Source organism: Erwinia sp. SLM-02, from assembly GCF_037450285.1.
GTDB lineage: Bacteria > Pseudomonadota > Gammaproteobacteria > Enterobacterales > Enterobacteriaceae > Erwinia.
This window is the reverse complement of record NZ_JAQISN010000001.1, coordinates 622,440-643,097: the sequence shown is the minus strand read 5'-3', so window position 1 is coordinate 643,097 and position 20,658 is coordinate 622,440. Positions and strand designations below refer to the sequence as shown.

The 20,658-nt window shown below is 56.8% G+C and carries 20 protein-coding genes; 7 read left to right on the top strand and 13 right to left on the bottom strand.

Annotated elements, in window-relative coordinates; genetic code table 11:
- Positions 1 to 27 precede the first annotated feature (27 nt).
- The 4 genes from PGH32_RS03055 to PGH32_RS03040 form a co-directional block, all read right to left on the bottom strand.
- The gene (locus tag PGH32_RS03055; protein ID WP_314419917.1) at positions 28 to 507 is read right to left on the bottom strand and encodes a YbjN domain-containing protein; all 480 of its coding nucleotides are present in this window, start codon (positions 505 to 507) and stop codon (positions 28 to 30) included.
- Between the two features lie 86 nt (positions 508 to 593).
- Positions 594 to 1,496, bottom strand: coding sequence for a 30S ribosomal protein S6--L-glutamate ligase (gene rimK / locus PGH32_RS03050; protein ID WP_337893145.1), 903 nt, complete (start codon positions 1,494 to 1,496; stop codon positions 594 to 596).
- 24 nt (positions 1,497 to 1,520) lie between these two features.
- On the bottom strand, positions 1,521 to 2,243 hold the full coding sequence (gene nfsA / locus PGH32_RS03045) for an oxygen-insensitive NADPH nitroreductase (protein ID WP_314419919.1): 723 nt from the start codon (positions 2,241 to 2,243) through the stop codon (positions 1,521 to 1,523).
- On the bottom strand, positions 2,227 to 2,511 hold the full coding sequence (locus PGH32_RS03040) for a YbjC family protein (protein WP_314420032.1): 285 nt from the start codon (positions 2,509 to 2,511) through the stop codon (positions 2,227 to 2,229). Before PGH32_RS03040 ends, nfsA begins: the two co-directional genes overlap by 17 nt.
- 226 nt (positions 2,512 to 2,737) lie before the next feature.
- Between PGH32_RS03040 and PGH32_RS03035 the strand changes: the two genes are divergently transcribed.
- On the top strand, positions 2,738 to 3,004 hold the full coding sequence (locus tag PGH32_RS03035) for a GrxA family glutaredoxin (RefSeq protein ID WP_314419921.1): 267 nt from the start codon (positions 2,738 to 2,740) through the stop codon (positions 3,002 to 3,004).
- A 60-nt stretch (positions 3,005 to 3,064) separates the two neighbouring features.
- Here PGH32_RS03035 and ybjM read toward each other — a convergent pair whose 3' ends face one another.
- Positions 3,065 to 3,448, bottom strand: coding sequence for an inner membrane protein YbjM (ybjM, locus tag PGH32_RS03030; protein ID WP_314419924.1), 384 nt, complete (start codon positions 3,446 to 3,448; stop codon positions 3,065 to 3,067).
- 289 nt (positions 3,449 to 3,737) lie between these two features.
- Between ybjM and PGH32_RS03025 the strand changes: the two genes are divergently transcribed.
- The 4 genes from PGH32_RS03025 (at position 3,738) to PGH32_RS03010 (ending at position 8,809) form a co-directional block, all read left to right on the top strand.
- A complete protein-coding gene (locus tag PGH32_RS03025; protein ID WP_123332398.1) occupies positions 3,738 to 5,423 on the top strand; it encodes an aspartate:alanine antiporter in 1,686 nt (561 codons plus the stop codon).
- 229 nt (positions 5,424 to 5,652) lie between these two features.
- On the top strand, positions 5,653 to 6,387 hold the full coding sequence (locus tag PGH32_RS03020) for a phosphatase PAP2 family protein (protein ID WP_314420033.1): 735 nt from the start codon (positions 5,653 to 5,655) through the stop codon (positions 6,385 to 6,387).
- Between the two features lie 8 nt (positions 6,388 to 6,395).
- Positions 6,396 to 7,001, top strand: a complete 606-nt coding sequence (gene ybjG, locus PGH32_RS03015; protein ID WP_314420034.1) for an undecaprenyl-diphosphate phosphatase — start codon at positions 6,396 to 6,398, stop codon at positions 6,999 to 7,001.
- A gap of 524 nt (positions 7,002 to 7,525) precedes the next feature.
- Positions 7,526 to 8,809 (top strand): HAAAP family serine/threonine permease, encoded by a 1,284-nt coding sequence (locus PGH32_RS03010; RefSeq protein WP_314419927.1) that lies wholly within the window; start codon positions 7,526 to 7,528, stop codon positions 8,807 to 8,809.
- 66 nt (positions 8,810 to 8,875) lie between these two features.
- Here PGH32_RS03010 and PGH32_RS03005 read toward each other — a convergent pair whose 3' ends face one another.
- Positions 8,876 to 10,066, bottom strand: a complete 1,191-nt coding sequence (locus tag PGH32_RS03005) for a serine hydrolase (protein WP_314419931.1) — start codon at positions 10,064 to 10,066, stop codon at positions 8,876 to 8,878.
- A gap of 275 nt (positions 10,067 to 10,341) precedes the next feature.
- Here PGH32_RS03005 and PGH32_RS03000 point away from each other — a divergent pair, with 275 nt between their 5' ends.
- On the top strand, positions 10,342 to 10,998 hold the full coding sequence (locus PGH32_RS03000; RefSeq protein ID WP_314420038.1) for an HAD family hydrolase: 657 nt from the start codon (positions 10,342 to 10,344) through the stop codon (positions 10,996 to 10,998).
- A 12-nt stretch (positions 10,999 to 11,010) separates the two neighbouring features.
- Here PGH32_RS03000 and PGH32_RS02995 read toward each other — a convergent pair whose 3' ends face one another.
- Together PGH32_RS02995 and PGH32_RS02990 are read right to left on the bottom strand one after the other, a co-directional pair.
- The gene (locus PGH32_RS02995; protein WP_337893144.1) at positions 11,011 to 12,123 is read right to left on the bottom strand and encodes a PQQ-dependent sugar dehydrogenase; all 1,113 of its coding nucleotides are present in this window, start codon (positions 12,121 to 12,123) and stop codon (positions 11,011 to 11,013) included.
- A gap of 396 nt (positions 12,124 to 12,519) precedes the next feature.
- Complete coding sequence (locus PGH32_RS02990) at positions 12,520 to 13,188, bottom strand: DUF3313 domain-containing protein (RefSeq protein WP_443112734.1); 669 nt, start codon at positions 13,186 to 13,188, stop codon at positions 12,520 to 12,522.
- A 205-nt stretch (positions 13,189 to 13,393) separates the two neighbouring features.
- Here PGH32_RS02990 and PGH32_RS02985 point away from each other — a divergent pair, with 205 nt between their 5' ends.
- A complete protein-coding gene (locus PGH32_RS02985) occupies positions 13,394 to 14,260 on the top strand; it encodes a permease (RefSeq protein ID WP_314419934.1) in 867 nt (288 codons plus the stop codon).
- Between the two features lie 136 nt (positions 14,261 to 14,396).
- On the opposite strand, the gene gsiD is transcribed toward PGH32_RS02985, so the two are convergent.
- From gsiD to PGH32_RS02960, 5 genes are read right to left on the bottom strand one after another with little or no spacing between them, the layout of a single operon-like run.
- Positions 14,397 to 15,302, bottom strand: coding sequence for a glutathione ABC transporter permease GsiD (gene gsiD / locus PGH32_RS02980; RefSeq protein WP_314419936.1), 906 nt, complete (start codon positions 15,300 to 15,302; stop codon positions 14,397 to 14,399).
- Positions 15,303 to 15,311: 9 nt separating this feature from the next.
- Positions 15,312 to 16,232 carry a glutathione ABC transporter permease GsiC gene (gene gsiC / locus PGH32_RS02975; protein ID WP_314419937.1) on the bottom strand — a complete coding sequence of 307 codons (921 nt, stop codon included), beginning with the start codon at positions 16,230 to 16,232 and terminating at the stop codon, positions 15,312 to 15,314.
- Between the two features lie 47 nt (positions 16,233 to 16,279).
- Positions 16,280 to 17,818, bottom strand: coding sequence for a glutathione ABC transporter substrate-binding protein GsiB (gene gsiB / locus PGH32_RS02970; RefSeq protein WP_314419938.1), 1,539 nt, complete (start codon positions 17,816 to 17,818; stop codon positions 16,280 to 16,282).
- Positions 17,819 to 17,851: 33 nt separating this feature from the next.
- Positions 17,852 to 19,702, bottom strand: coding sequence for a glutathione ABC transporter ATP-binding protein GsiA (gene gsiA, locus PGH32_RS02965; RefSeq protein ID WP_314419939.1), 1,851 nt, complete (start codon positions 19,700 to 19,702; stop codon positions 17,852 to 17,854).
- Entirely contained in the window at positions 19,702 to 20,658 is a 957-nt protein-coding gene (locus PGH32_RS02960; protein ID WP_337893143.1) for an isoaspartyl peptidase/L-asparaginase, read from the bottom strand. The genes gsiA and PGH32_RS02960 overlap by 1 nt, the downstream gene beginning before the upstream one ends.

Here is a 20,658-nt window from a genome sequence, read left to right as displayed (position 1 = left end):
GATACTGCCCCGGGCAGGAGAAAAAACTTAGTGCAGCATGGAGTGCCCGCTAATCATCGGTGTACGCTCTTCATCTTCACCGATCACCAGTAAATGATTCGCAAAGGCTTCCATCACGATCATTGAAATCTGTTCTTCACTCTGCTTCATAAAATGATCGAACTGGGCATGCGTTACGCCTGCACTCACGCTGAGTGACTGGCAGACGATCAGCTTCGGCAGGTTATCATCCTGGATATCCAGGAACGCCTTCACCGTCAGCGAGCTGGCGTTAATCTGCGACAGATCGCCGACTAATGGGATCAGCGCGGTGGGTTTCACCTCGGCCAGCGCTGAAAACAGGATCACGTTATCGACCAGATCCAGTTTGGCATCAAATATCCCGTCAAAATTCTGCATATGCGGCAGATGAAGAGCCTGGCAGGAGTCACACTCGAACCAGGTGATGCTTTGCTGATCCAGCCAACGCCGTAATACGTCGAGATCCGGGACGATGAGTGAATCCATATGAGTTGTCTCTTGCCGCGATAAAATTGCGCACTAGCTTACGGAAATTCGTTAGCAAAAACCATGTTTACGACAGAAATAAGACATCAGCCACCCGTTTTCAGGCTGAAGCCTGGACGCGCCTGTTCTTCGATCCAGCCGATCATCATCGCGGCAATGTTCAGACCGGTCGTTTTTTCAATACCTTCCAGCCCCGGAGACGCGTTGACTTCCATCACCAGCGGACCGCGCTCGGCGCGTAAAATATCCACCCCGGCGACATCCAGACCGAGCGTTAGCGCCGCGCGAACCGCAATTTCCCGCTCGCGATCGTCAATCACCACGCGCCGCGCGCTGCCGCCGCGATGCAGATTGGAGCGAAACTCGCCCTCTTTCGCCACCCGCTCAATCGCGGCGACCACTTCACCGCCGATGACCAGGCAGCGTATATCGCGCCCCTGCGCCTCTTTAATAAATTCCTGAACCAGGATGTGCGCATTCAGCCCGCGAAAAGCATCAATCACGCTTTCCGCCGCCTGCCGGGTTTCCGCCAGCACCACGCCAATCCCCTGCGTGCCTTCCAGTAGCTTTACCACCAGCGGCGCGCCACCGACCATCTTGATCAGGTCCCTGGTATCGTCCGGCGAATGGGCGAATCCGGTGACCGGCATGGCAATCCCGGCCCTGGCCAAAAGCTGTAACGAGCGCAGCTTGTCACGCGCGCGGGCAATCGCCAGCGACTCGTTAAGCGGATAGCTGCCGCACATCTCGAACTGGCGCAGCACCGCCATACCGTAGAAGGTGGTCGAGGGGCCAATACGGGGGATCACCGCATCATAGTGCTCCAGCTGACGACCACGATAGTGAATCGCCGAGGAGCCGGGGTTGATGTTCATATAGCAGGAGAGCGGATCGATCACCTCCACGCTGTGGCCGCGCGCGCGCGCAGCCTCAACCAGACGCTGGCAGGAATAGAGCGAACCATCGCGGGAAAGAACGGCAATTTTCAACAGTTACCTCCGGAAGCGGAACAATCAGCGCGTGGCCCATCCCTGCTGGTGCAGGTAGTCGAGCATAAACGGACGGCTTTCTTTTACCAGCGTCTTGCGGATATGGTCACTCCAGCTTTCAATCCGGCGGTTGCTGTCACGGCTCTGGTAGTAATTCTCCAGCTGGTGGTCGTATTGCTCCAGCATTGCCGGATCCAGCGCCCGGTACTGGTTTTCATGGACCAGCATCGCGGCGGGCATACGCGGCTTAAAGACCGGATCCTGTGCCGGTTCGCCCAGGCACAGGCCAAACAGCGGCAGCACGAATTTCGGCAGTGCCAGCTGTTCGGTCACCGCGGCAATATTATTGCGAATGCCACCGATAAAGACGCCGCCAAAACCGAGGGATTCCGCGGCGGTTATGGCGTTCTGCGCCATCAGCGCGGTATCAACGCAGCCCAGCAGCAGCTGCTCAGCCAGCCCCAGCTGCGCATCCGGACATATCTGCTGCAGGCGATTAAAATCGGCGCAGAACACCCAAAACTCTGCGGCTGCGGCAACGTATTTCTGCCCACCGCTCAGCGTCACCAGCGTCTCTCTCAGTGCCGGATCGCTGATGCGTACGATAGAGGTACACTGCAAAAAACTGGAGCTGGAGGCCGACTGCGCGGCGGCAAGAATGGCAGCGCGCTGCTCCTGGGTAATCTTCCGCTCGGTAAATGCACGAATGGAACGATGGGCGCAGAGCAGATCAATGGTCGGCGTCATGGGAATCTCCTTTTTTCTTAGTAAGCGAACGGCGCGTGTTAAACAAGTCCGGGGCCATGGCTTTTGCCGTGCGCCACATCATAACGATCGCGGCGGGCAGCATCAGAGCAATCCCGAAGAAAATCATGAGGGTAGCGGCCAGCTTACCGGTGAAAGGGGGAGGTAAAGGAAGCATTTCATGCAGCGTCAGCAGGGCAAGTACCACCACGATTCCCCCCAGCGCTTCCAGAACAAGGACCGGCCGGGGTAACTGAGTAAAAGCACGCATCATGTTTCTCCTTTCGCTCGGTTATCAAAGGCCATAAACCCGGGTTTCACGCCGCCTCACTCTGCCTGAAAAGAGCAGAAAAGCGCAAGCGGTATAGCCTGTACGAATCATACCAACAGGTAATTCCTTCTTTCTTTCAGCGGGGGATGCGGGCATCATAGGCGGCATTGAGCAATAAGTTGTGACTTGAGTCACATAAAAGAATCCAACCCTTGAGGAGACATCTATGTTTGCTGTGATTTTCGGACGCCCGGGCTGCCCTTACTGCGTACGTGCTAAAGAGCTGGCTGAGAAACTGACTGAAGAGCGTGATGACTTCAACTTCCGCTACGTGGATATCCACGCTGAAGGGATCACCAAGGCCGATCTGGAAAAATCCGTCGGTAAACCGGTAGAAACCGTGCCGCAGATCTTCCTCGATCAGAATCACATCGGCGGCTGCACTGATTTTGAAGCCTACGCGAAAGCCAACCTGGGCCTGTTCCAGTCTTAATGGCTTTTCCTGCAGGGGGAGGCGATTTCGCCCCCCCTGCTGCTGTAACCCTGCCCCTGACTACCCTCGCTTACCGCTCTGACGCTGATGTATCTCCAGCAGTGTTCGCCACAGCATCACCACCAGCGCGCCAGACCCGCACCAGAATACCGCACTGGCGATAATCGCAATCTCCTGGCCCAGGCCCACGCTGTGGAAGGTACGTAACTGCATCAGTGCCAGGCAGGGGGGCGATGCCAGCAGCATGGCCAGCAGCAGCACGGTAAAGGGGGCATCTCGTGACATCAGTGCCGCCAGTGCGCCGGGGATCATAAACAGCAGCAGGCCAAACTGGACGTGATTCATCCCACCGATCGCAATCAGGTAACGCACGGCAAGGAAGAGCAAGCCATACAGAGAGCTGCAGGCAATAACGCCAGACCAGTTGAAGGCTTTAACCCACATCAGAATCTTCTCCAGGTTATTTTTAACCCAACATCAATTCAAAAAAAAGAAATGAGCGTGTGATTGTTATACAACAACAAATTTAATTATCTTGATATTGCTAAAAAATAAACCAGGCAGATGCTGGCCGTAGGGCAGTATAACGATTAAAATAATCGTCGATTTATCCGTAAAATCAATCCGGCAGGATAAGCACACAGCGGTCATCCTCTCACCGGCTGCAGCGGGTAAAATTTAGCGCATAAATGCCCTTTCATCAATAGGTTAATGGTAAACAAGAAGTTAAACCGTGAATATAAACGTCGCAGACTTGTTAAGTAGAAATTACATACTGTTATTATTTGTCGTTTTATCATTGGGCCTGTGTTTAGGAAAACTGCGGCTGGGTTCGATTCAACTGGGTAATTCCATTGGCGTTTTAGTGGTTTCTTTACTCCTTGGCCAACAGCATTTTTCAATTAATACCGAAGCCCTTAATCTTGGCTTTATGTTATTTATTTTTTGCGTGGGTGTGGAAGCCGGTCCGAACTTTTTTTCTATCTTTTTCCGGGACGGAAAAAACTATCTGATGCTGGCGATTGTGATGGTCACCAGCGCGATGATCCTTGCGCTGGGGCTGGGCAAACTGTTCGGCTGGGATATCGGACTGACCGCCGGGATGCTGGCGGGGTCAATGACCTCGACGCCGGTGCTGGTGGGCGCGGGGGATACCCTGCGGCAAATGATGACCGAGAGCGGAAGCCTCAGCCAGGCCCAGGATCACCTCAGCCTCGGCTACGCCCTGACCTATCTGGTTGGTCTCGTCAGTCTGATTGTCGCCGCCCGCTATCTCCCCAAGCTGCAGCATCAGGATCTGCCGACCAGCGCACAGCAGATCGCCCGCGAACGCGGCCTGGACCCGGACAGCAAGCGTAAAGTGTACCTGCCGGTGATCCGCGCCTACCGCGTTGGCCCCGAACTGGTGGCATGGAGCGACGGCAAGAATCTGCGCGAGCTGGGAATTTATCGCCAGACCGGCTGTTACATTGAACGTATTCGCCGTAACGGCATACTGGCAAATCCCGACGGTGATGCGGTATTGCAGCCCGGCGATGAAATCTCGCTGGTCGGTTACCCGGATGCCCATTCACGCCTCGACCCCAGCTTCCGCAACGGCAAAGAGGTCTTCGACCGCGACCTGCTGGATATGCGCATCGTTAACGAAGAGATCGTGGTTAAAAATAACAATGCGGTCAACAAACGCCTCAGCCAGCTCAAGCTGACCGATCATGGCTGCTTCCTTAACCGGGTTATCCGCAGCCAGATTGAAATGCCGATCGACGACAGCATCATCCTGAATAAAGGTGACGTGCTGCACATCAGCGGCGAAGCGAAACGCGTGAAGTCCGTGGCCGACCGCATCGGCTTTATTTCAATTCACAGCCAGGTAACCGACCTGCTGGCCTTCTGCTCCTTCTTTATCATTGGCCTGATGATCGGCATGATTAACTTCCAGTTCAGCAGCTTCAACTTCGGCATTGGTAACGCCGCCGGGCTGCTGTTTGCCGGGATCATGCTCGGCTTCCTGCGGGCTAACCATCCGACGTTTGGTTATATCCCGCAGGGCGCACTGACGATGGTGAAAGAGTTTGGTCTGATGGTATTTATGGCCGGGGTCGGGCTGAGCGCGGGCAGCGGCATTAATCAGGGGCTGGGTGAAACCGGTCTGCTGATGCTGGCCGCCGGGCTGATTGTCAGCCTGCTGCCGGTGGTGATCTGCTTCCTGTTTGGTGCGCTGGTGCTGAAGATGAACCGCGCGCTGCTGTTCGGTGCCATTATGGGTGCCCGTACCTGCGCCCCGGCGATGGAGATTATCAGCGATACGGCGCGCAGCAATATCCCGGCACTGGGCTATGCAGGAACTTATGCGATTGCTAACGTTTTGCTTACGCTCGCCGGTACGCTGATTGTGGTAATCTGGCCAATTTTCGGCTGAATGAAAATTTTTAAGGACTTCAGAGAACTTTTATGGCGGGGTGCAGTCTGAATTAATGCCACTGCTTTTCTTTGAAATCCCCAAATTGAGGAGCCCGTTAAACATTATGTTTAGCGGGTTTTTTTCTTTTCTGCTCCGGCACTTCTGCCGTTCTTCTTCCTTCCGCTCTTAATGTTGCCTTAAGGGCTTTCAGGCATCGTAGACTCCCTGTACTTATCGCCAAAGCGTCATAAAAATGTCATCAATTCTCAACAAACCCGAAACGAAGCGCGGAATTAGGAGCGAAGCCCTTTACCCACTTCCGGCTGACTTTTATTTTAAGCAATCCGTGCTGTTACTACTCAGCGCCCTGTTTCTGATTTGGCTGTCGCGCAGTGAAAGCTGGGATATGGCCATCAGCCAGATGTGGTATGACCCGCTGACCCAGCGGTTCCCGTGGCAGGATAACGTCTGGCTGGATGTGATTAATCACCGACTGTTCAAAGACCTGGTCATCGTCGGTGGCGCGCTGTTGCTGATTGCGGGAATCGTGCGCCGTCAGTGGCGCTGGGTGCTGGTGGCGCTGCTGATGGGCCTCGGACCGCTGGTGGTTGGCCTGCTGAAAAGCAGCAGCGCCCATTCCTGCCCGTGGGATCTGGTGCAGTTTGGTGGCCATGCGGTTTCCTATCCGCTGCTGGGTGCCATTCCGGAAAACAGCGGACCCGGACGCTGCTTCCCGGGCGGCCATGCCTCCAGCGGGTTCAGCGCGATGGCGCTGTTTTTCCTGTTCTGGCCCCGTCGCCCGCGCCTTGCGTGGTGCTGCTGGTGGGCAGCGCTGGCTCTGGGAACGGTCATGGGTTTTGGTCAGATTATGCGTGGCGCACACTTTATGTCCCACAACCTCTGGGCCGCGTGGTGGGTGTGGCTGACGCAGTGTGCAATTTTCGGATGCGTAACGTATCTGTTTGAGATAAAGAGGAAATAAATACAATGATGGAAGAGATTAACCGTTCGCTGTTTCTCTGGATTAACGCCAACGGCGACTCACCGGACTGGCTGATTACACTGGCAACGTTCATTGCCCGCGACGTTATCGCCATCGTTCCGCTGATGATCGTCGTGCTGTGGCTGTGGGGGCCGCGCAGCCAGCTGACCTCGCAGCGCGTTCTGGTGGTGAAAACCGGCGTGGCGCTGCTGTATGCGCTGGCGATATCCTGGAGCCTCGGCCATCTTTTCCCGCATCCTCGCCCCTTCGCCATCGGGCTTGGCCATCAGTATCTTGCCCATGCCCCTGACGACTCCTATCCCAGCGATCACGGCACGGTCATTTTTACCTTTGCGCTGGCGTTTATCGCCTGGCATCGCATGTGGTCCGGCGCCGTACTGCTCGCTACCGGTACGGCGATCGCCTGGTCGCGTATCTATCTCGGCGTTCACTGGCCGATGGATATGCTGGGCGGACTGCTGGTCGGCCTTTTGTCCTGCCTGTTTGCACAAATTTTCTGGCTGATGTTCGGTAACCGACTGTTGCCCCTGCTCTCTTCCGTTTATCGGACGGTGTTTGCGTTTCCCATCAGTAAAGGCTGGGTCCGCCACTAATTATTTACGGGGTCGGAATTCTCCGGCCCGCACGCGCGGCCCCGCGCCGTTGCTCCCCCTTCATTCCCCTTGTTTATTGCGCAATAAGCCGGAATTAAATGCCGTATTTCCCTCTGCCGTTGCGCAAGTGATTAAACCGACAACACCTCGCCTCATTAAAAAGAAATAACTCATTGTTTTTAAACAACTTAAAAACAGCCCCCTGACAAAAAACGCGCAACAAGACGACTATTTAACCATTTAAAAAACCTTAAATTCAGTTTAAATACCTGTTAACCAAGCGATTACCTGGTAGATAATCCCTGCAAAAGAAGGCAAGGCAGATATTCACTCCAAAAAAGGTCATGGAATTGTGACTGCGATCACCGGTAATAGATCATCCAGTGCTTTCATCTATTTTTTCTGATGGTAGAGTGTGCGCCATAAAAATCAGAGTGATTAATTAAATCCGTTATCGGTAATTAAAAATTGCTGTGCGGATGTTAAGCGATTTAATTAATTGTTTTTAAACACTGGAGAAAGTGATGGACTCATCCCAAACAGCGGTGCTCAATCCCGTAGCCCCTCAGGATGCCAGTACATGGCGCAAAACCGACACCATGTGGATGCTCGGCCTGTACGGTACGGCCATTGGTGCAGGCGTGCTGTTCCTGCCGATTAATGCCGGTATTGGTGGCCTGATCCCACTGATTATTATGGCGCTGCTGGCCTTCCCGATGACGTACTTTGCCCACCGCGGACTGTGTCGCTTCGTACTCTCAGGAAGCAAGCCGGATGGCGATATTACCGAAGTGGTGGAAGAGCATTTTGGCGTGGGTGCCGGTAAGCTTATCACCCTGCTCTATTTCTTCGCTATCTACCCTATCCTGCTGGTTTACAGCGTGGCGATCACCAACACCGTTGAAAGCTTCATGACCCATCAGTTGCAGATGCAGGCTCCGCCCCGTGCGCTGCTGTCGCTGGTGCTGATCGTCGGTCTGATGACCATTGTGCGTTTTGGTAAGGACATTATCGTCAAAACCATGAGCATGCTGGTTTATCCGTTCGTGGTGGTGCTGATGGCGCTGGCGCTGTATCTGATCCCACACTGGAACAGCTCAATTTTCGACAACGTAAGCCTGAGCGGAAGCGGCAGCGGCCTGCTGATGACGCTGTGGCTGGCGATCCCGGTGATGGTCTTTTCCTTCAACCACTCGCCGATTATTTCCGCCTTCGCCGTCGCCAAGCGCGGTGAATACGGCGACATGGCCGAGAAAAAATGCTCACGTATCCTGGCCCGCAGCCACATCATGATGGTGATTACGGTGATGTTCTTTGTGTTCAGCTGCGTGCTGAGCCTGTCACCGGAAAATCTGGCGGAAGCGAAAGCGCAAAACATCTCTATTCTGTCCTATCTGGCGAACCACTTCAGCACCCCGCTGATGGCGTGGCTGGCCCCGATGATTGCCATCGTGGCGATCACCAAATCGTTCCTCGGCCACTACCTGGGCGCGCGGGAAGGCTTTAACGGCACGGTCAATAAGATGCTGCGCAGCCGCGGTAAAACCATTGCCGAAAGCAAACTGAACCGCTTTACCGCGCTGTTTATGCTGGTAACTACCTGGATCGTTGCCACGCTGAACCCGAGTATCCTCGGTCTGATCGAAAGCCTGGGTGGCCCGATCATCGCCGTGCTGCTGTTCCTGATGCCGATGTACGCCATCAATAAAGTGCCGGCAATGCGTCAGTACAGCGGCAAGCTGAGCAACGTATTTGTGGTGCTGGTAGGCCTGGTGGCGATTTCCGCCGTGGTTTACGATTTAATCTGATGTTCCCCAGCGGGCGGACCGGCCGGTCCGCCCCTGCTTCCTGATGGGAAGAACTGAAAAATAGCGTTAGCTGAACAGCCCGGTGATTTTCATCACGATAAAGTCCCAGATACGGCCAAAGAATCCCGCCTCCTTCACTTCATCCAGTACCACCAGCGGACGCTGATCGATAGATTTTCCATCCAGCTGGAAATCGATGGTGCCGACCACCTGATTTTTAGCCAGCGGCGCGGTGAGCTGCGGCTGAGTCAGGGTAAAGCTGGCTTTCAGATTCTTCATTTGCCCTTTCGGCACGGTAATCGCCGCATCTTTGGCCACGCCCAGGTTGACCTCGCTGCGCTCGCCGTACCAGACGCGCTGTGTGGCAAAAGGTTTACCGGCCTTAATCGGCGTCACGGTTTCATAGAAGCGGAAGCCCCAGGTCAGCAGCTTCTCGCTTTCGCGGATGCGAATCGCATCGGTTGCCGTCCCCAGCACGACGGAAATCAGGCGCTGATCGCCATCCACCGCCGAGGCCACCAGATTATTTCCCGCGCCGGAGGTATGGCCGGTTTTAATGCCGTCCACCTGTAAATTGGTGCTCCACAGCAGACGGTTACGGTTGTACTGACGGATTTTATTGAAGGTGAACTCTTTCTCTTTGTGAATCGCGTACTCATCGGGCACATCGCGGATCAGCGCCTGACCAATCAGCGCCATATCGCGCGCGGTGCTGTACTGCCCGTCGGAATCCAGCCCGTGTACGGTTTTAAAATGGGTGTTCTGTAAGCCCAGCGCCTTAACATAGTTGTTCATCAGGCCCACGAAAGAGTCCTGGCTGCCCGCAACATAGTCCGCCAGGGCGATACTGGCATCATTGCCGGACTGAATAATAATGCCCTTGTTCAGCTCGGAAACCGGAATGCGATCCCCCGGCTTAAGGAACATCAGCGACGACCCCTGCAGGACCGGGTTGCCGGTCGCCCAGGCATCCTTACCCACGGTGACCATATCATCTTTGTTAATCTTGCCGGATTTCAGCGCCTGGCCGATAACATAGCTGGCCATCATTTTGGTCAGGCTGGCCGGATCGAGGCGATCGTCCGCCTGATGTTCCGTCAGCACTTTACCGCTGTTGTAATCCATCAGGATCCAGGCTTTAGCATCGATCTGTGGCGCTGCAGGCGCCTGTTCAGCAAACGCAGCGGGCAGTGTCAGTAACACCGTTGAGGCAGTAACCAGCGTAATAACGCTGGCAGAGAGGAGTTTTTTCTTCATGGCGTGACCAGATATCCATTTTAAAGACAGGTATTCGAAGCGCAATCGGGCACTTAACCACCCTACACTAAGACGTAACATCAATGAAAAGAACCTTCAAACCGTAAAGTTTTCTAGAGTTTATTAGATAAATCTTAACCTTGCCCGTCGTGACGCATAAATAATCGCCAGCGATAAGCGGATAACGCCAGGATAAATTCTGAATTGTGGCTAAACAGTTAAGGCTGTCACAAAAATTCGCTACTCTGGCAGCAGTCTGCTGAGGAGTAATAATGATGGATTTAGCGCTGTTCGACCTTGATGAAACGGTTATTTCCGAAGACAGTACAGGACTGTGGCTGCACTGGCTGGTCTCTCAGGGCTTTGCCCCGGCGGAGATCCTGCAGCAGGAGCAGGCGCTGATGGACCAGTACTATCAGGGTAACCTCTCAATGGAAGCGTATATGGATACCACGCTGGCCCCGCTGACGGGCCTGGCTACCGCCACGGTCAGCGGCTGGATCCGGCGCTTTATCCAGCGCGATATTGTGCCCCGCGTCTATCCGGCAGCGCGCGAGCGTATCCGCTGGCATCAGCATCGTGGCGATACGGTCATGATTATTTCCGCCAGCGGCGAGCATCTGGTGGCCCCTATTGCGCAACGGCTCGGTGCCGATTGCGCACTGGCGATTGGCGTTGAGGTGGTAGACAGCCGCTACAGCGGGAAGATTTTCGGCCCGCTCACCTATAAAGAAGGCAAGGTGGAGTGCGTTAACCGCTGGCTGGCGCAGAGCAGCGCCCGGCAGTTCGATAAAACCTGGGCGTACAGCGACTCGATAAACGATCTGCCGATGCTGGAAAACGCCGATCGCCCGCACGTGGTCAACCCGGCCGATGCCCTGCTCACGCTGGCGCAGGACCGCGGCTGGGAAGTGTGTCACTGGGTGCGTTAATCGCTTATCAGGTCAGGGTGCCAGCCCCACCCGTAGCAGCTTACCGTCGGACTCATCGGTGAGCAGATACAGCCAGCCGTCCGGCCCCATACGGACGTCTCTGATTCGCTCAGCGCGATCCTCAAGCAGGCGCTGCTGATCGACCACCCGCTCGCCGTTCAGGCTCAGGCGGATCAGGTTCTTTTCCTTCAGCGCGCCGATAAACAGTGAATTCTTCCACTGCGGGAAGCGGGCACTGTTATAAAAGGCCATGCCGCTGATGGCGGGAGAGACTTTCCAGTACCAGATCGGCTGCAGCGTTCCCGCAACCTCGCCGCCTTTAGAGCCTGGCACCTTCGCTCCGCTGTAATCAATGCCCCAGGTCGCCAGCGGCCAGCCGTAGTTCGCCCCCTTCGTTAAGATGTTCACTTCATCGCCGCCGCGCGGGCCATGCTCGCTCTCCCACATCTGGTGAGTCCAGGGGTTGAGTGCCAGCCCTTGCGGATTGCGCATTCCCCACGTCCAGATTTCCGGGCGCGCTCCTGCTTTACCCACCAGCGGATTATCCGGCGGTACCGAACCATCCGCCTTCAGCCGCACGATTTTTCCCTGTAGCGCATTCAGGTCCTGCGCTTTTTCCGCCTGGAAGTTATCCCCAAAGGCGATAAACAGATCGCCATTGCGATCGAACGCCATTCGGGTACCCAGGTTGGCGCCGCCGGAAAGGCCCGGCTGCTGACGAATCACCTCGCGAAAATCACTCAGCTGCTGGTAATCCTCACTGAGCCGCCCGTAGCCCACGGCAGCACCGCCGCGACCATCCGCTTCTCCCCGCGTATAGCTCAGCCAGACGCGTCGGCTCTCGGCAAAGTCGGGGGCCAGCACCACGTCAAGCAAGCCGCCCTGGCTACGGGTCCAGACCTCGGGTACGCCTTTCAGCGGGGCAGACAGCCCTTTTCCCGCCTGCCAGCGCCGGAGTTCACCGGATCGCTCAGTGATTAACATTCCCTGATTATCCGGTAAAAACGCCAGTGCCCAGGGATGGTTAAGGCCATCCTGCAGCTCTTCAACCGTGACTTTTTCCGCCAGCGCCGCCGGGCTGAGCAGAAGTGCAAGCAGGCTAACTGCGGCCAGAGGTTTGAACATGATTTTCTCTCCGTAACGGGATGTGTCAGATAACCGTAGCGAAATGCGGTTAAAGCGGCGGGCTTTTTACAAAACCTTAATGAGGAATAAAGATGGCGCTGGGGAATGGTTATCAGGGGTTCAGTCTCTGCTGCTGCTCCAGGGCGGTCCTCGCGCCGTGCGTGGCACGGTGCCTTCGGTTACGCCATTGAGCCGGCCGGACCGGCCAGGATTGAACGTCCCTGTTCAAACCCGGCCTGACGCCAACATCCTTGTTGTCGTCTCCTGGCTCAACGGCTCCACCTCAGCGCTGCGGATGCCCTTACGCAGCAGCAGAGGCTGACCCTTTCAATCTTTTCATCGCTTTAATATTTTCAGGCAACACGAAATTTTGACAGCAGGCTGGCTGTGCCCCCGCTATTGCAACGCCGGAAACGCCGCCGCATCCTGCACCATCTCATCAATACCGCTGCGCAACTCGTCGAAGGTAATCGGCGCGCTGTTATTGGCAACGGATTTACCGTAGGCCTTACGCACCACCTTCACCACCGGCTCCCCGGTTCGCGCATCCAGCAATTCCAGCTCAAGGAACAGAACGCTGTTCTGCGTGCGGTGCCCGGAAGCCGCCATCGTACTGGCGACGACCGCCGCGACCGGCACCACTTCATAGAATTTCATATCCTGATTTTCAGCATTCACCGAGGTAATGGCGGTTTTCAAAATCAACGTGCCCGGCTCCGGTTTGCTGACCAACGGCTTATGGCGGGCTGCGGCCTGCTGAAGTTGGGTATCAACGTAACCACGCACCTGGTCAAGCGTCTGCTGGCTGATACGGGCAGTCGGCCTGGCGGCAGGATAGTAAACCACCGGCGTATAATAAATGCCTGTGTAATCCGCTGACTTAAAGGTGGGTGAAATCCAGCGCAGAGTCTGATGGCCGCTTGGGGAGCTGGTGGGTTTTAGCTGTGAGTAGTCGGATAAAAATCCTGAAAATTGGGTGGGTTCAGCCACTTTAGAAGAACAGCCCGCCAGCACGACACTCAGCATGACCAGCCCGACAGACCCTTTCCAGTGCATCGTTAACATGGTGAAGTTCCTTGTAGAGGAAAACAGCGCGAATTGATGTCTTTTTCATCATATGCAGGGATGCTGATTTCCTCTACGCCAGCTGAAAAAATCTTTTATAACGGTGAGATATCAGGCGGTTTATTCTTGCCAGCGAATTAGCCAATGACAATTCATTAACAAAAATGCTATATCTTTCAGCCGGAAAGAACGCAGAGGATCGTTGATGACCATTTTTTTACCGCTGATTTACCTGCTGGCGGGCTACGCAATGGGCCATACCCGTTGGGATATCAAAGCGCTGGCTTCCCTGTTGTTAACCCGGCTTATCATTCCACTGGTCATCATCTATAACGTCTCCAGCCATTTTCATGCCATGAGCGGCATCATTGTCGTCACCGCGCTGTTGATGCTGATTTTACTCAGTATTGGTCGCCGTCTTAGCCGCGATCCGGTACAGCATCTTTGCTTTTGCTATCTCAATATCGGCTGGCTGGGTCTGCCGATCGTCAGCGCCCTGTTCTCCGCGCAGGCGGTGGTGATCGTGATCGCCGCCTACGTCGGCAGTTCGATTTTTGGCAACTCCATTGGCGCAGGCATGCTCTCCGGCGCGGGTCTGGATCTGAAAGGCCTGGTGAAAACGCCGCCGGTGCTGGCGCTGGGCGCGGGGATCGTGCTGATCCCCTTCGGTGAGCAGATTGCCCAGTTCGGTGAAGGACTTTACGATATCGCCAAATTCCTGATGAGCCTGCTGGGGATGGCTATCCTTGGGATCTGGCTGGGGAAAGTTCGGGTAACGGCGGCGGATTTCCGTGAAGAGCTGCGTCCATTTTTACTGCGCGGCGGGGTCATTTTCCTGCTGGTCAGCGCGATGCTGCTCGTTGCGCATCTTAGTGGTTTTCAGACGCTCACCGACAACGCGGCCGCGCTGTACCTGTTCTGCCTGCTGCCGCCCGCCGCCAATATTATCGTGCTGGAAACCCACTACCTCGGCACTGGCCGCTCGGCGCGGGCGATTTCCTGCGGAACCTGCATCAGCATTGTTGCCATCGCGATTTACGCTGCCGCGATTGTGCTGAGCCGCATGATGTAAGTTGAATGATGTAGCCTGAGAAGGATGATGTAAGTTAAATCATCTGAGCTGGATACCGTGAACCGCAAGGTGTGCATTGGGTAATGTCAACCGGATGGTTTGAGCGCGCAGCGGCCGCTGCACGCTCAAAGTCCTGTCAGTGTTTCAGTTTGGGATCCAGCGCATCGCGCAGACCGTCACCCAGCAGATTGAAAGCCAGCACCGTCAGGAAAATCGCCAGGCTCGGAAATATCGCCACGTGCGGGGCCATCACCATATCCGCCTGCGCCGCATTCAACATCGCGCCCCACTCCGGCGTCGGCGGCTGAGCGCCCAGCCCCAGGAACGACAGGCTGGCGGCAGAAATAATCGATGTGCCGATACGCATGGTGAAATACACCACGATGGATGAGAGCGTCCCCGGCAGAATATGCCGCAGGATAATCACCCAGTCCGGCGCGCCGATACTGCGTGCGGATTCGATATAGGTCTGATGCTTCAGCACCAGCGTATTGCCGCGCACCAGTCGGGCAAAAGCAGGAATGCTGAAGATCGCCACGGCGAGGATGACGTTGGACATCCCGTTACCCAGCACCGCCACCACCGCTATCGCCAGCAGAATGCCGGGAAAGGCGAACAGCACATCGCAGATGCGCATAATAATACGGTCCCACCAGCCCTCGTAATAGCCGGCCAGTAAACCCAGCAGGGTGCCGATTGCAGCCCCGACCGCCACCGAAAAGACCCCGGCAACCAGCGACAGCCTTGCGCCAAGCAGCACGCGGCTGAAAATGTCGCGGCCCAGCGCATCCACGCCGAACCAGTGCAGCAGCGACGGCCCCTCGTTGAGCCGGTCGTAGTCAAAATAATTTTCCGCATCGAACGGGGCCAGCACGGGGGCAAACGCGGCCACCACCACCAGCAGTACGATGAATATGCCCGCCGCCATCGCCAGATGCTGCCGGCGAAAACGCCGCCAGAACTCGCGCCACGGGGTGCGCACACGGTCGGGGCTGATTGTCGGCAGCGTGGATAGCGCAGCTTTGCGTCGCCAGTTAAGCATCAACCATCCTTACTTGTAGCGAATTGCCGGATTGATCGCTGCGTAGAGCATATCGACCATCAAATTAATCAGGATAAACTCCAGTGAGAACAGCAGCACTTCGGCCTGTATCACCGGATAGTCACGCATCTCCACGGAATCAACGAGCAGGCGCCCCAGCCCGGGCCAGTTGAACACCACTTCCACCACGATCGAACCGCCGAGCAGAAAACCAAACTGCAGCCCCATCATGGTCACCACCGGGATCATCGCATTGCGCAGGCCGTGCTTCACCACAACCAGCGATTCACGCACCCCTTTGGCGCGCGCGGTGCGCATATAGTCTTCCTGCATCACCTCGACGAATGACGCGCGGGTAAAGCGGGCCATCACCGCCGCCACGGCAGCGCCCAGAGTAATAGAGGGTAAAATATAGTGCTGCCAGCTGTCGGCCCCAACGGTGGGCAGCCAGCCCAGCTCAACGGAAAATACCTGCATCAGCAGGATCCCCAGCGCAAAAGCCGGGAAGGAAATACCGGATACCGCCAGCGTCATTCCCAGACGGTCGGGCCAGCGGTTACGCCACACGGCGGAAACAATCCCTATCGCCATGCCGAAAACAACCGACCACGCCATGCTGCTGAGCGTCAGCCAGAAGGTGGGCATAAAGCGCAGCGCAATCTCTTCAGAAACCGGGCGTTTCGACACCATCGACAGGCCAAAATCCCCCTGCAGGGCATGGGTGATATAGCGCCAGAACTGCTGCGGCAGCGGCAGATCCAGCCCCAGCTGTTGGCGAACCATCGCCACCACTTCGGCATCCGCTTCGCGTCCGGCAATCAGCCGTGCGGGATCGCCCGGTAAAAGATGGACAAACAGAAACACCAGCACCGCCACAATCAGCAGCGTCGGGATCAGACCCAGCAGGCGTTTAATAAAATAGTTAAGCATCGATCTTCCTACGCCCCCCGTTCAGGGGGCGTTTTCTGGTTCGGGCGTTACTTCAGGTCAGCATCGTCAAAGCTGAACGAGGTATCCGGCATCACGTAGAAACCGGTCAGGTTTTTGGTGTTGGCCGAAACCAGTTTCTCTACCACCAGCGGCACCCACGGCTGATCTTTCCAGATGCGATCCTGAGCATCTTTATACAGTGCGGATTTCTTCTCGCCGTCGGTGGTATTCAGCGCTTCGGTCAGATCTTTATCAACCTGCGGATTGCTGTAGAACGCGGTATTGAAGATGGTCGGCGGCCAGGACTGGGTGGCAAACAGCGGCGTCAGCGCCCAGTTGGCTTCACCGGTTGAAGCCGACCAGCCGGTATAGAACATCCGCACGCCGCTCTCTTTCTGGCCTTTATCCTCGACCTGCGCTGCACGCTGGCCGGCATCCATCGCCGTCAGCTGCACCTTGATGCCCACCTGCGCCAGCTGCTGCTGGGTAAACTGCAGCACCTTCTGCGCGGTGCTGTGGTTATGGGAGGACCACAGCGCGGTGGTGAAGCCGTCAGGATAGCCCGCCTCTTTCAGCAGTTCGCGCGCCTTCGCCGGGTTGTACTCCGGTGCCGGGTAGCTCTGCGAATATTGAATCGACGGCGGAACGATACCCGTCGCCGGCGTGGCGTAACCGGCGAAGGCCACTTTCGCCAGCGCTTCGCGGTTAATCGCGTAGTTAATCGCCTCACGCACTTTCGGATTATCGAACGGTTTCTGGGTAACGTTCAGGCTGATGTAGCGCTGCATGATCGATGGCGAGGTGACCAGATCGAGCTTGCTGTTTTTTTCCAGTAGTTTGGCCTGCTCAAAGGGGATCGGGAAGGCAAAGTTCGCCTCGCCGGTTTGCAGCATCGCCGAGCGGGTATTGTTGTCCACGACCGGACGCCAGGTAATCGAATCCAGCTTCGGATAGCCCGGCTTCCAGTAGCCGGCAAACTTCTTCACCTTAACAAAATCGGTCTGATTCCAGGTGACAAATTCATACGGGCCGGTCCCCACCGGGTGGAAGCCGATATCCTTGCCGTATTTTTTCAGCGCCTCCGGCGAGATCATCGCCGCGACCGGGCTGGCCAGGGTATTGATAAAGGCGGAGAACGGCTGCGAAAGAGTGATCCTGACCGTGGTCGGGTCGATAACTTCCGTTGCCGATACCATTTTAAACAGGTTAAAGCGCTTGAGATGATTGTCAGGGTTGCTGGCGCGATCGAGGTTAGCCTTCACCGCCGCCGCGTTGAATTCCGTCCCATCCTGGAACTTCACGCCGCTGCGCAGCTTAATGGTGTAGTTCAGACCGTCGGGGCTGACCTGATAACTTTCGGCCAGCACGTTCTGCAGCTTCATATCCTTATCAAAACCGAACAGGCCCTGATAGAAGGATTTTGCCACCGCCTGCGACAGCGTATCGTTCGCATCATACGGGTCGAGGGTGGTGAAATTAGAGGCGACGGCGATCGTCACATCCTTCGCCGCCCAGGCAGGCAGAGCGGCAAAACTGCCCAGCAGCCCGGCGGTTAATAACAGCTTACGCGTTTTCAGAACCATCATCTCAATCTCCTGTCTCTTATTTTCATTATCAAATCAGGCGCGGTTGATCGCATGGCGGGCGACAAAGTGCCCGGCACTGACCTCAACCAGCGGGGCCACCAGCGGTTCATCGCCGAGGGCACGGATCGGGCTGGGAATTTCATCAACAAGCAGCGCACGCTCGCGGCGGCGTTGCCCGGGCTGGGCGACCGGTACGGCCGCCATCAGCTTACGGGTATAAGGATGCTGCGGATGTTCAAAGACGGCCTGGCGCGGGCCGATTTCAACGATCTGCCCCAGATACATCACCGCAACCCGGTGGCTGATGCGTTCAACCACCGCCATATCATGGGAAATAAACAGAAACGCAATGCCGTACTCGCGCTGGAGGTCGAGCATCAGGTTAATAATCTGCGCCTGAATCGACACGTCCAGCGCGGACACCGATTCGTCGGCAATCACCACCTTGGGGTTCAGCGCCAGCGCCCGTGCGATGCAGATACGCTGCCGCTGGCCGCCTGAAAACTCGTGCGGATAGCGCTGCGCATGTTCCGGCAGCAGCCCGACACGTTCCAGCAGGCTGGCGACCCGCTGCTCGGCTTCCTGCCCGCGGGCGATGCCGTGGACCAGCAGCGGCTCCATAATTGAGAATCCTACCGTCAGGCGGGGGTCGAGAGAAGCGTAAGGATCCTGAAAAATAAACTGAATATCGCGGCGCAGGTGTGACAGCGCGCTGCCCTTGAGCAAATCTATACGCCGGCCGTCGAAGGTAATCGAGCCGCCCTGGCTTTCAACCAGCCGCAGCAGGGATCGCCCGGTGGTGGATTTACCACAGCCGGATTCCCCGACCAGCGCCAGCGTTTCGCCGTGATGGAGATCGAAGCTGACTTTTTCCACCGCGTGCACCCGCCGGGTAACGCGGTTGAAGATGCCGCTGCGGATATCAAAGCGGGTAACGAGATCGCGGACCTGCAGCAGCGGCGAACCCTCTTTTCGCACGGTATCCTGCGGCAGTTCGGCCACGGAATCTTCTTCGCCCAGCAGGGGAAACTTCTGCGGAAAGGGGCGACCCGTCATTGCGCCCAGTTTAGGCACCGCCGCCAGCAGCGCCCGGGTATAGGGTTCCTTCGGTGCGGAGAACAGCGTGGTCACCTCACCGGTTTCCACCACGTTGCCGCGATACATCACCTGCACCCGATCGGCCATCTCCGCCACCACGCCCATATCGTGCGTGATAAAAATCACCCCCATCTGCATCTCTTTTTGCAGTACGCGGATCAGCTGCAGGATCTGTGCCTGAATGGTCACGTCCAGCGCGGTGGTGGGTTCGTCTGCAATCAGCAATGCCGGACGGCAGGAGAGCGCCATAGCGATCATCACCCGCTGACGCATACCGCCGGACAGCTGATGCGGATAGCGGGACAGGATATTTTTCGCTTCGGGAATACGTACCAGATCCAGCATACGCTTCGCTTCCGCCAGCGCCTGCTGGTGATCCTTGCCCTGATGCAGGCGAATAGATTCCGCAATCTGCTCGCCGACCGGAAACACCGGATTCAGCGAGGTCATCGGCTCCTGGAAGATCATCGCGATATCCGCCCCGCGGATTTCACGCAGCTGTCGGGGAGAAAGCGTGGCCAGATCGACCCGCTGCTGGTTGCGGCGGCGCAGGAGGATGCTGCCGCTGTCGATACTGCCTCCGCCCTGCTCCACCAGCCGCATCAGCGCCAGCGAGGTGACGGATTTACCGGAGCCGGACTCGCCGACTATCGCCAGCGTTTCGCCTTCGTGAACCGTTAACGAGAGATTATTCACCGCCTGAATGCGCCTGTCTTCCTGCTGAAAACTGACGCTGAGGTCGCTGACCGTCAGCACCCGCTCATGATGCTGGTGAAGCGCGCTCATCAGGACTCCTCACGAAAAATGGCCACCACCGGCGGTTCGCCGACCACGCCGAAACCGCGATACATGCCTTCGCTGTTAAACGGCAGCACCACATTTCCCTCGCGATCGACGGCAATCATCCCACCGCTGCCGCCGAGCTGCGGGATTTTTTCCATCACGATGTGTTCCGCCGCCTGCTGCAGCGTCAGGCCGCCGTAGTTCATTTGCGCGGCAACGTCATAGGCCGCCAGCGTGCGGATAAACACTTCGCCGGTGCCGGTGCAGGAAACCGCCACCGTGTCGCTGGCATAGCAGCCCGCGCCCGGCAGTGGGGAATCGCCCACCCGGCCAACCTGCTTATTGGTCATTCCGCCGGTAGAGGTGGCCGCAGCGAGATTGCCCGCGGAATCCAGCGCCACGGCACCGACGGTACCCATTTTGCGGTCGGGATCGAGCGGTTCACCCGAACGCGCCTCATCGTGATCCAGCACCACTTTCTGCTGGTTCTGGGCACGCTCAAGCTGCTTACGGCGGCCGGGCGTAGAGAAAAAGTCGGCGGCCACCATTTCCAGCCCCTGTGCGGCCGCAAACGATTCCGCACCCGCGCCGGTAAACAGCACGTGTGGGCTGTGTTCCAGCACCGCGCGCGCCGCCAGTACCGGATTACGAATGTGGGAAACGCCCGCCACGGCTCCGGCCTCCAGCGTGCGGCCGTCCATCACGCAGGCGTCAAGCTCGTGAGTCGCCTGATGGGTAAAGACCGATCCAACCCCGGCATTAAACATCGGGCACTCTTCCAACAGACGAACCGCTTCGGTGACCGCGTCCAGCGCGGACGCCCCGCTGGCCAGCATAGCCTGAGCGCGGGCGACAATCTGCGTCAGCGCCTGACGATAGCGCTGCTCGGCTTTAGCATCCATACTGGTGCGAGTTATCGTGCCTGCACCACCGTGGATGGCTATCGTCGCTCTGACCAT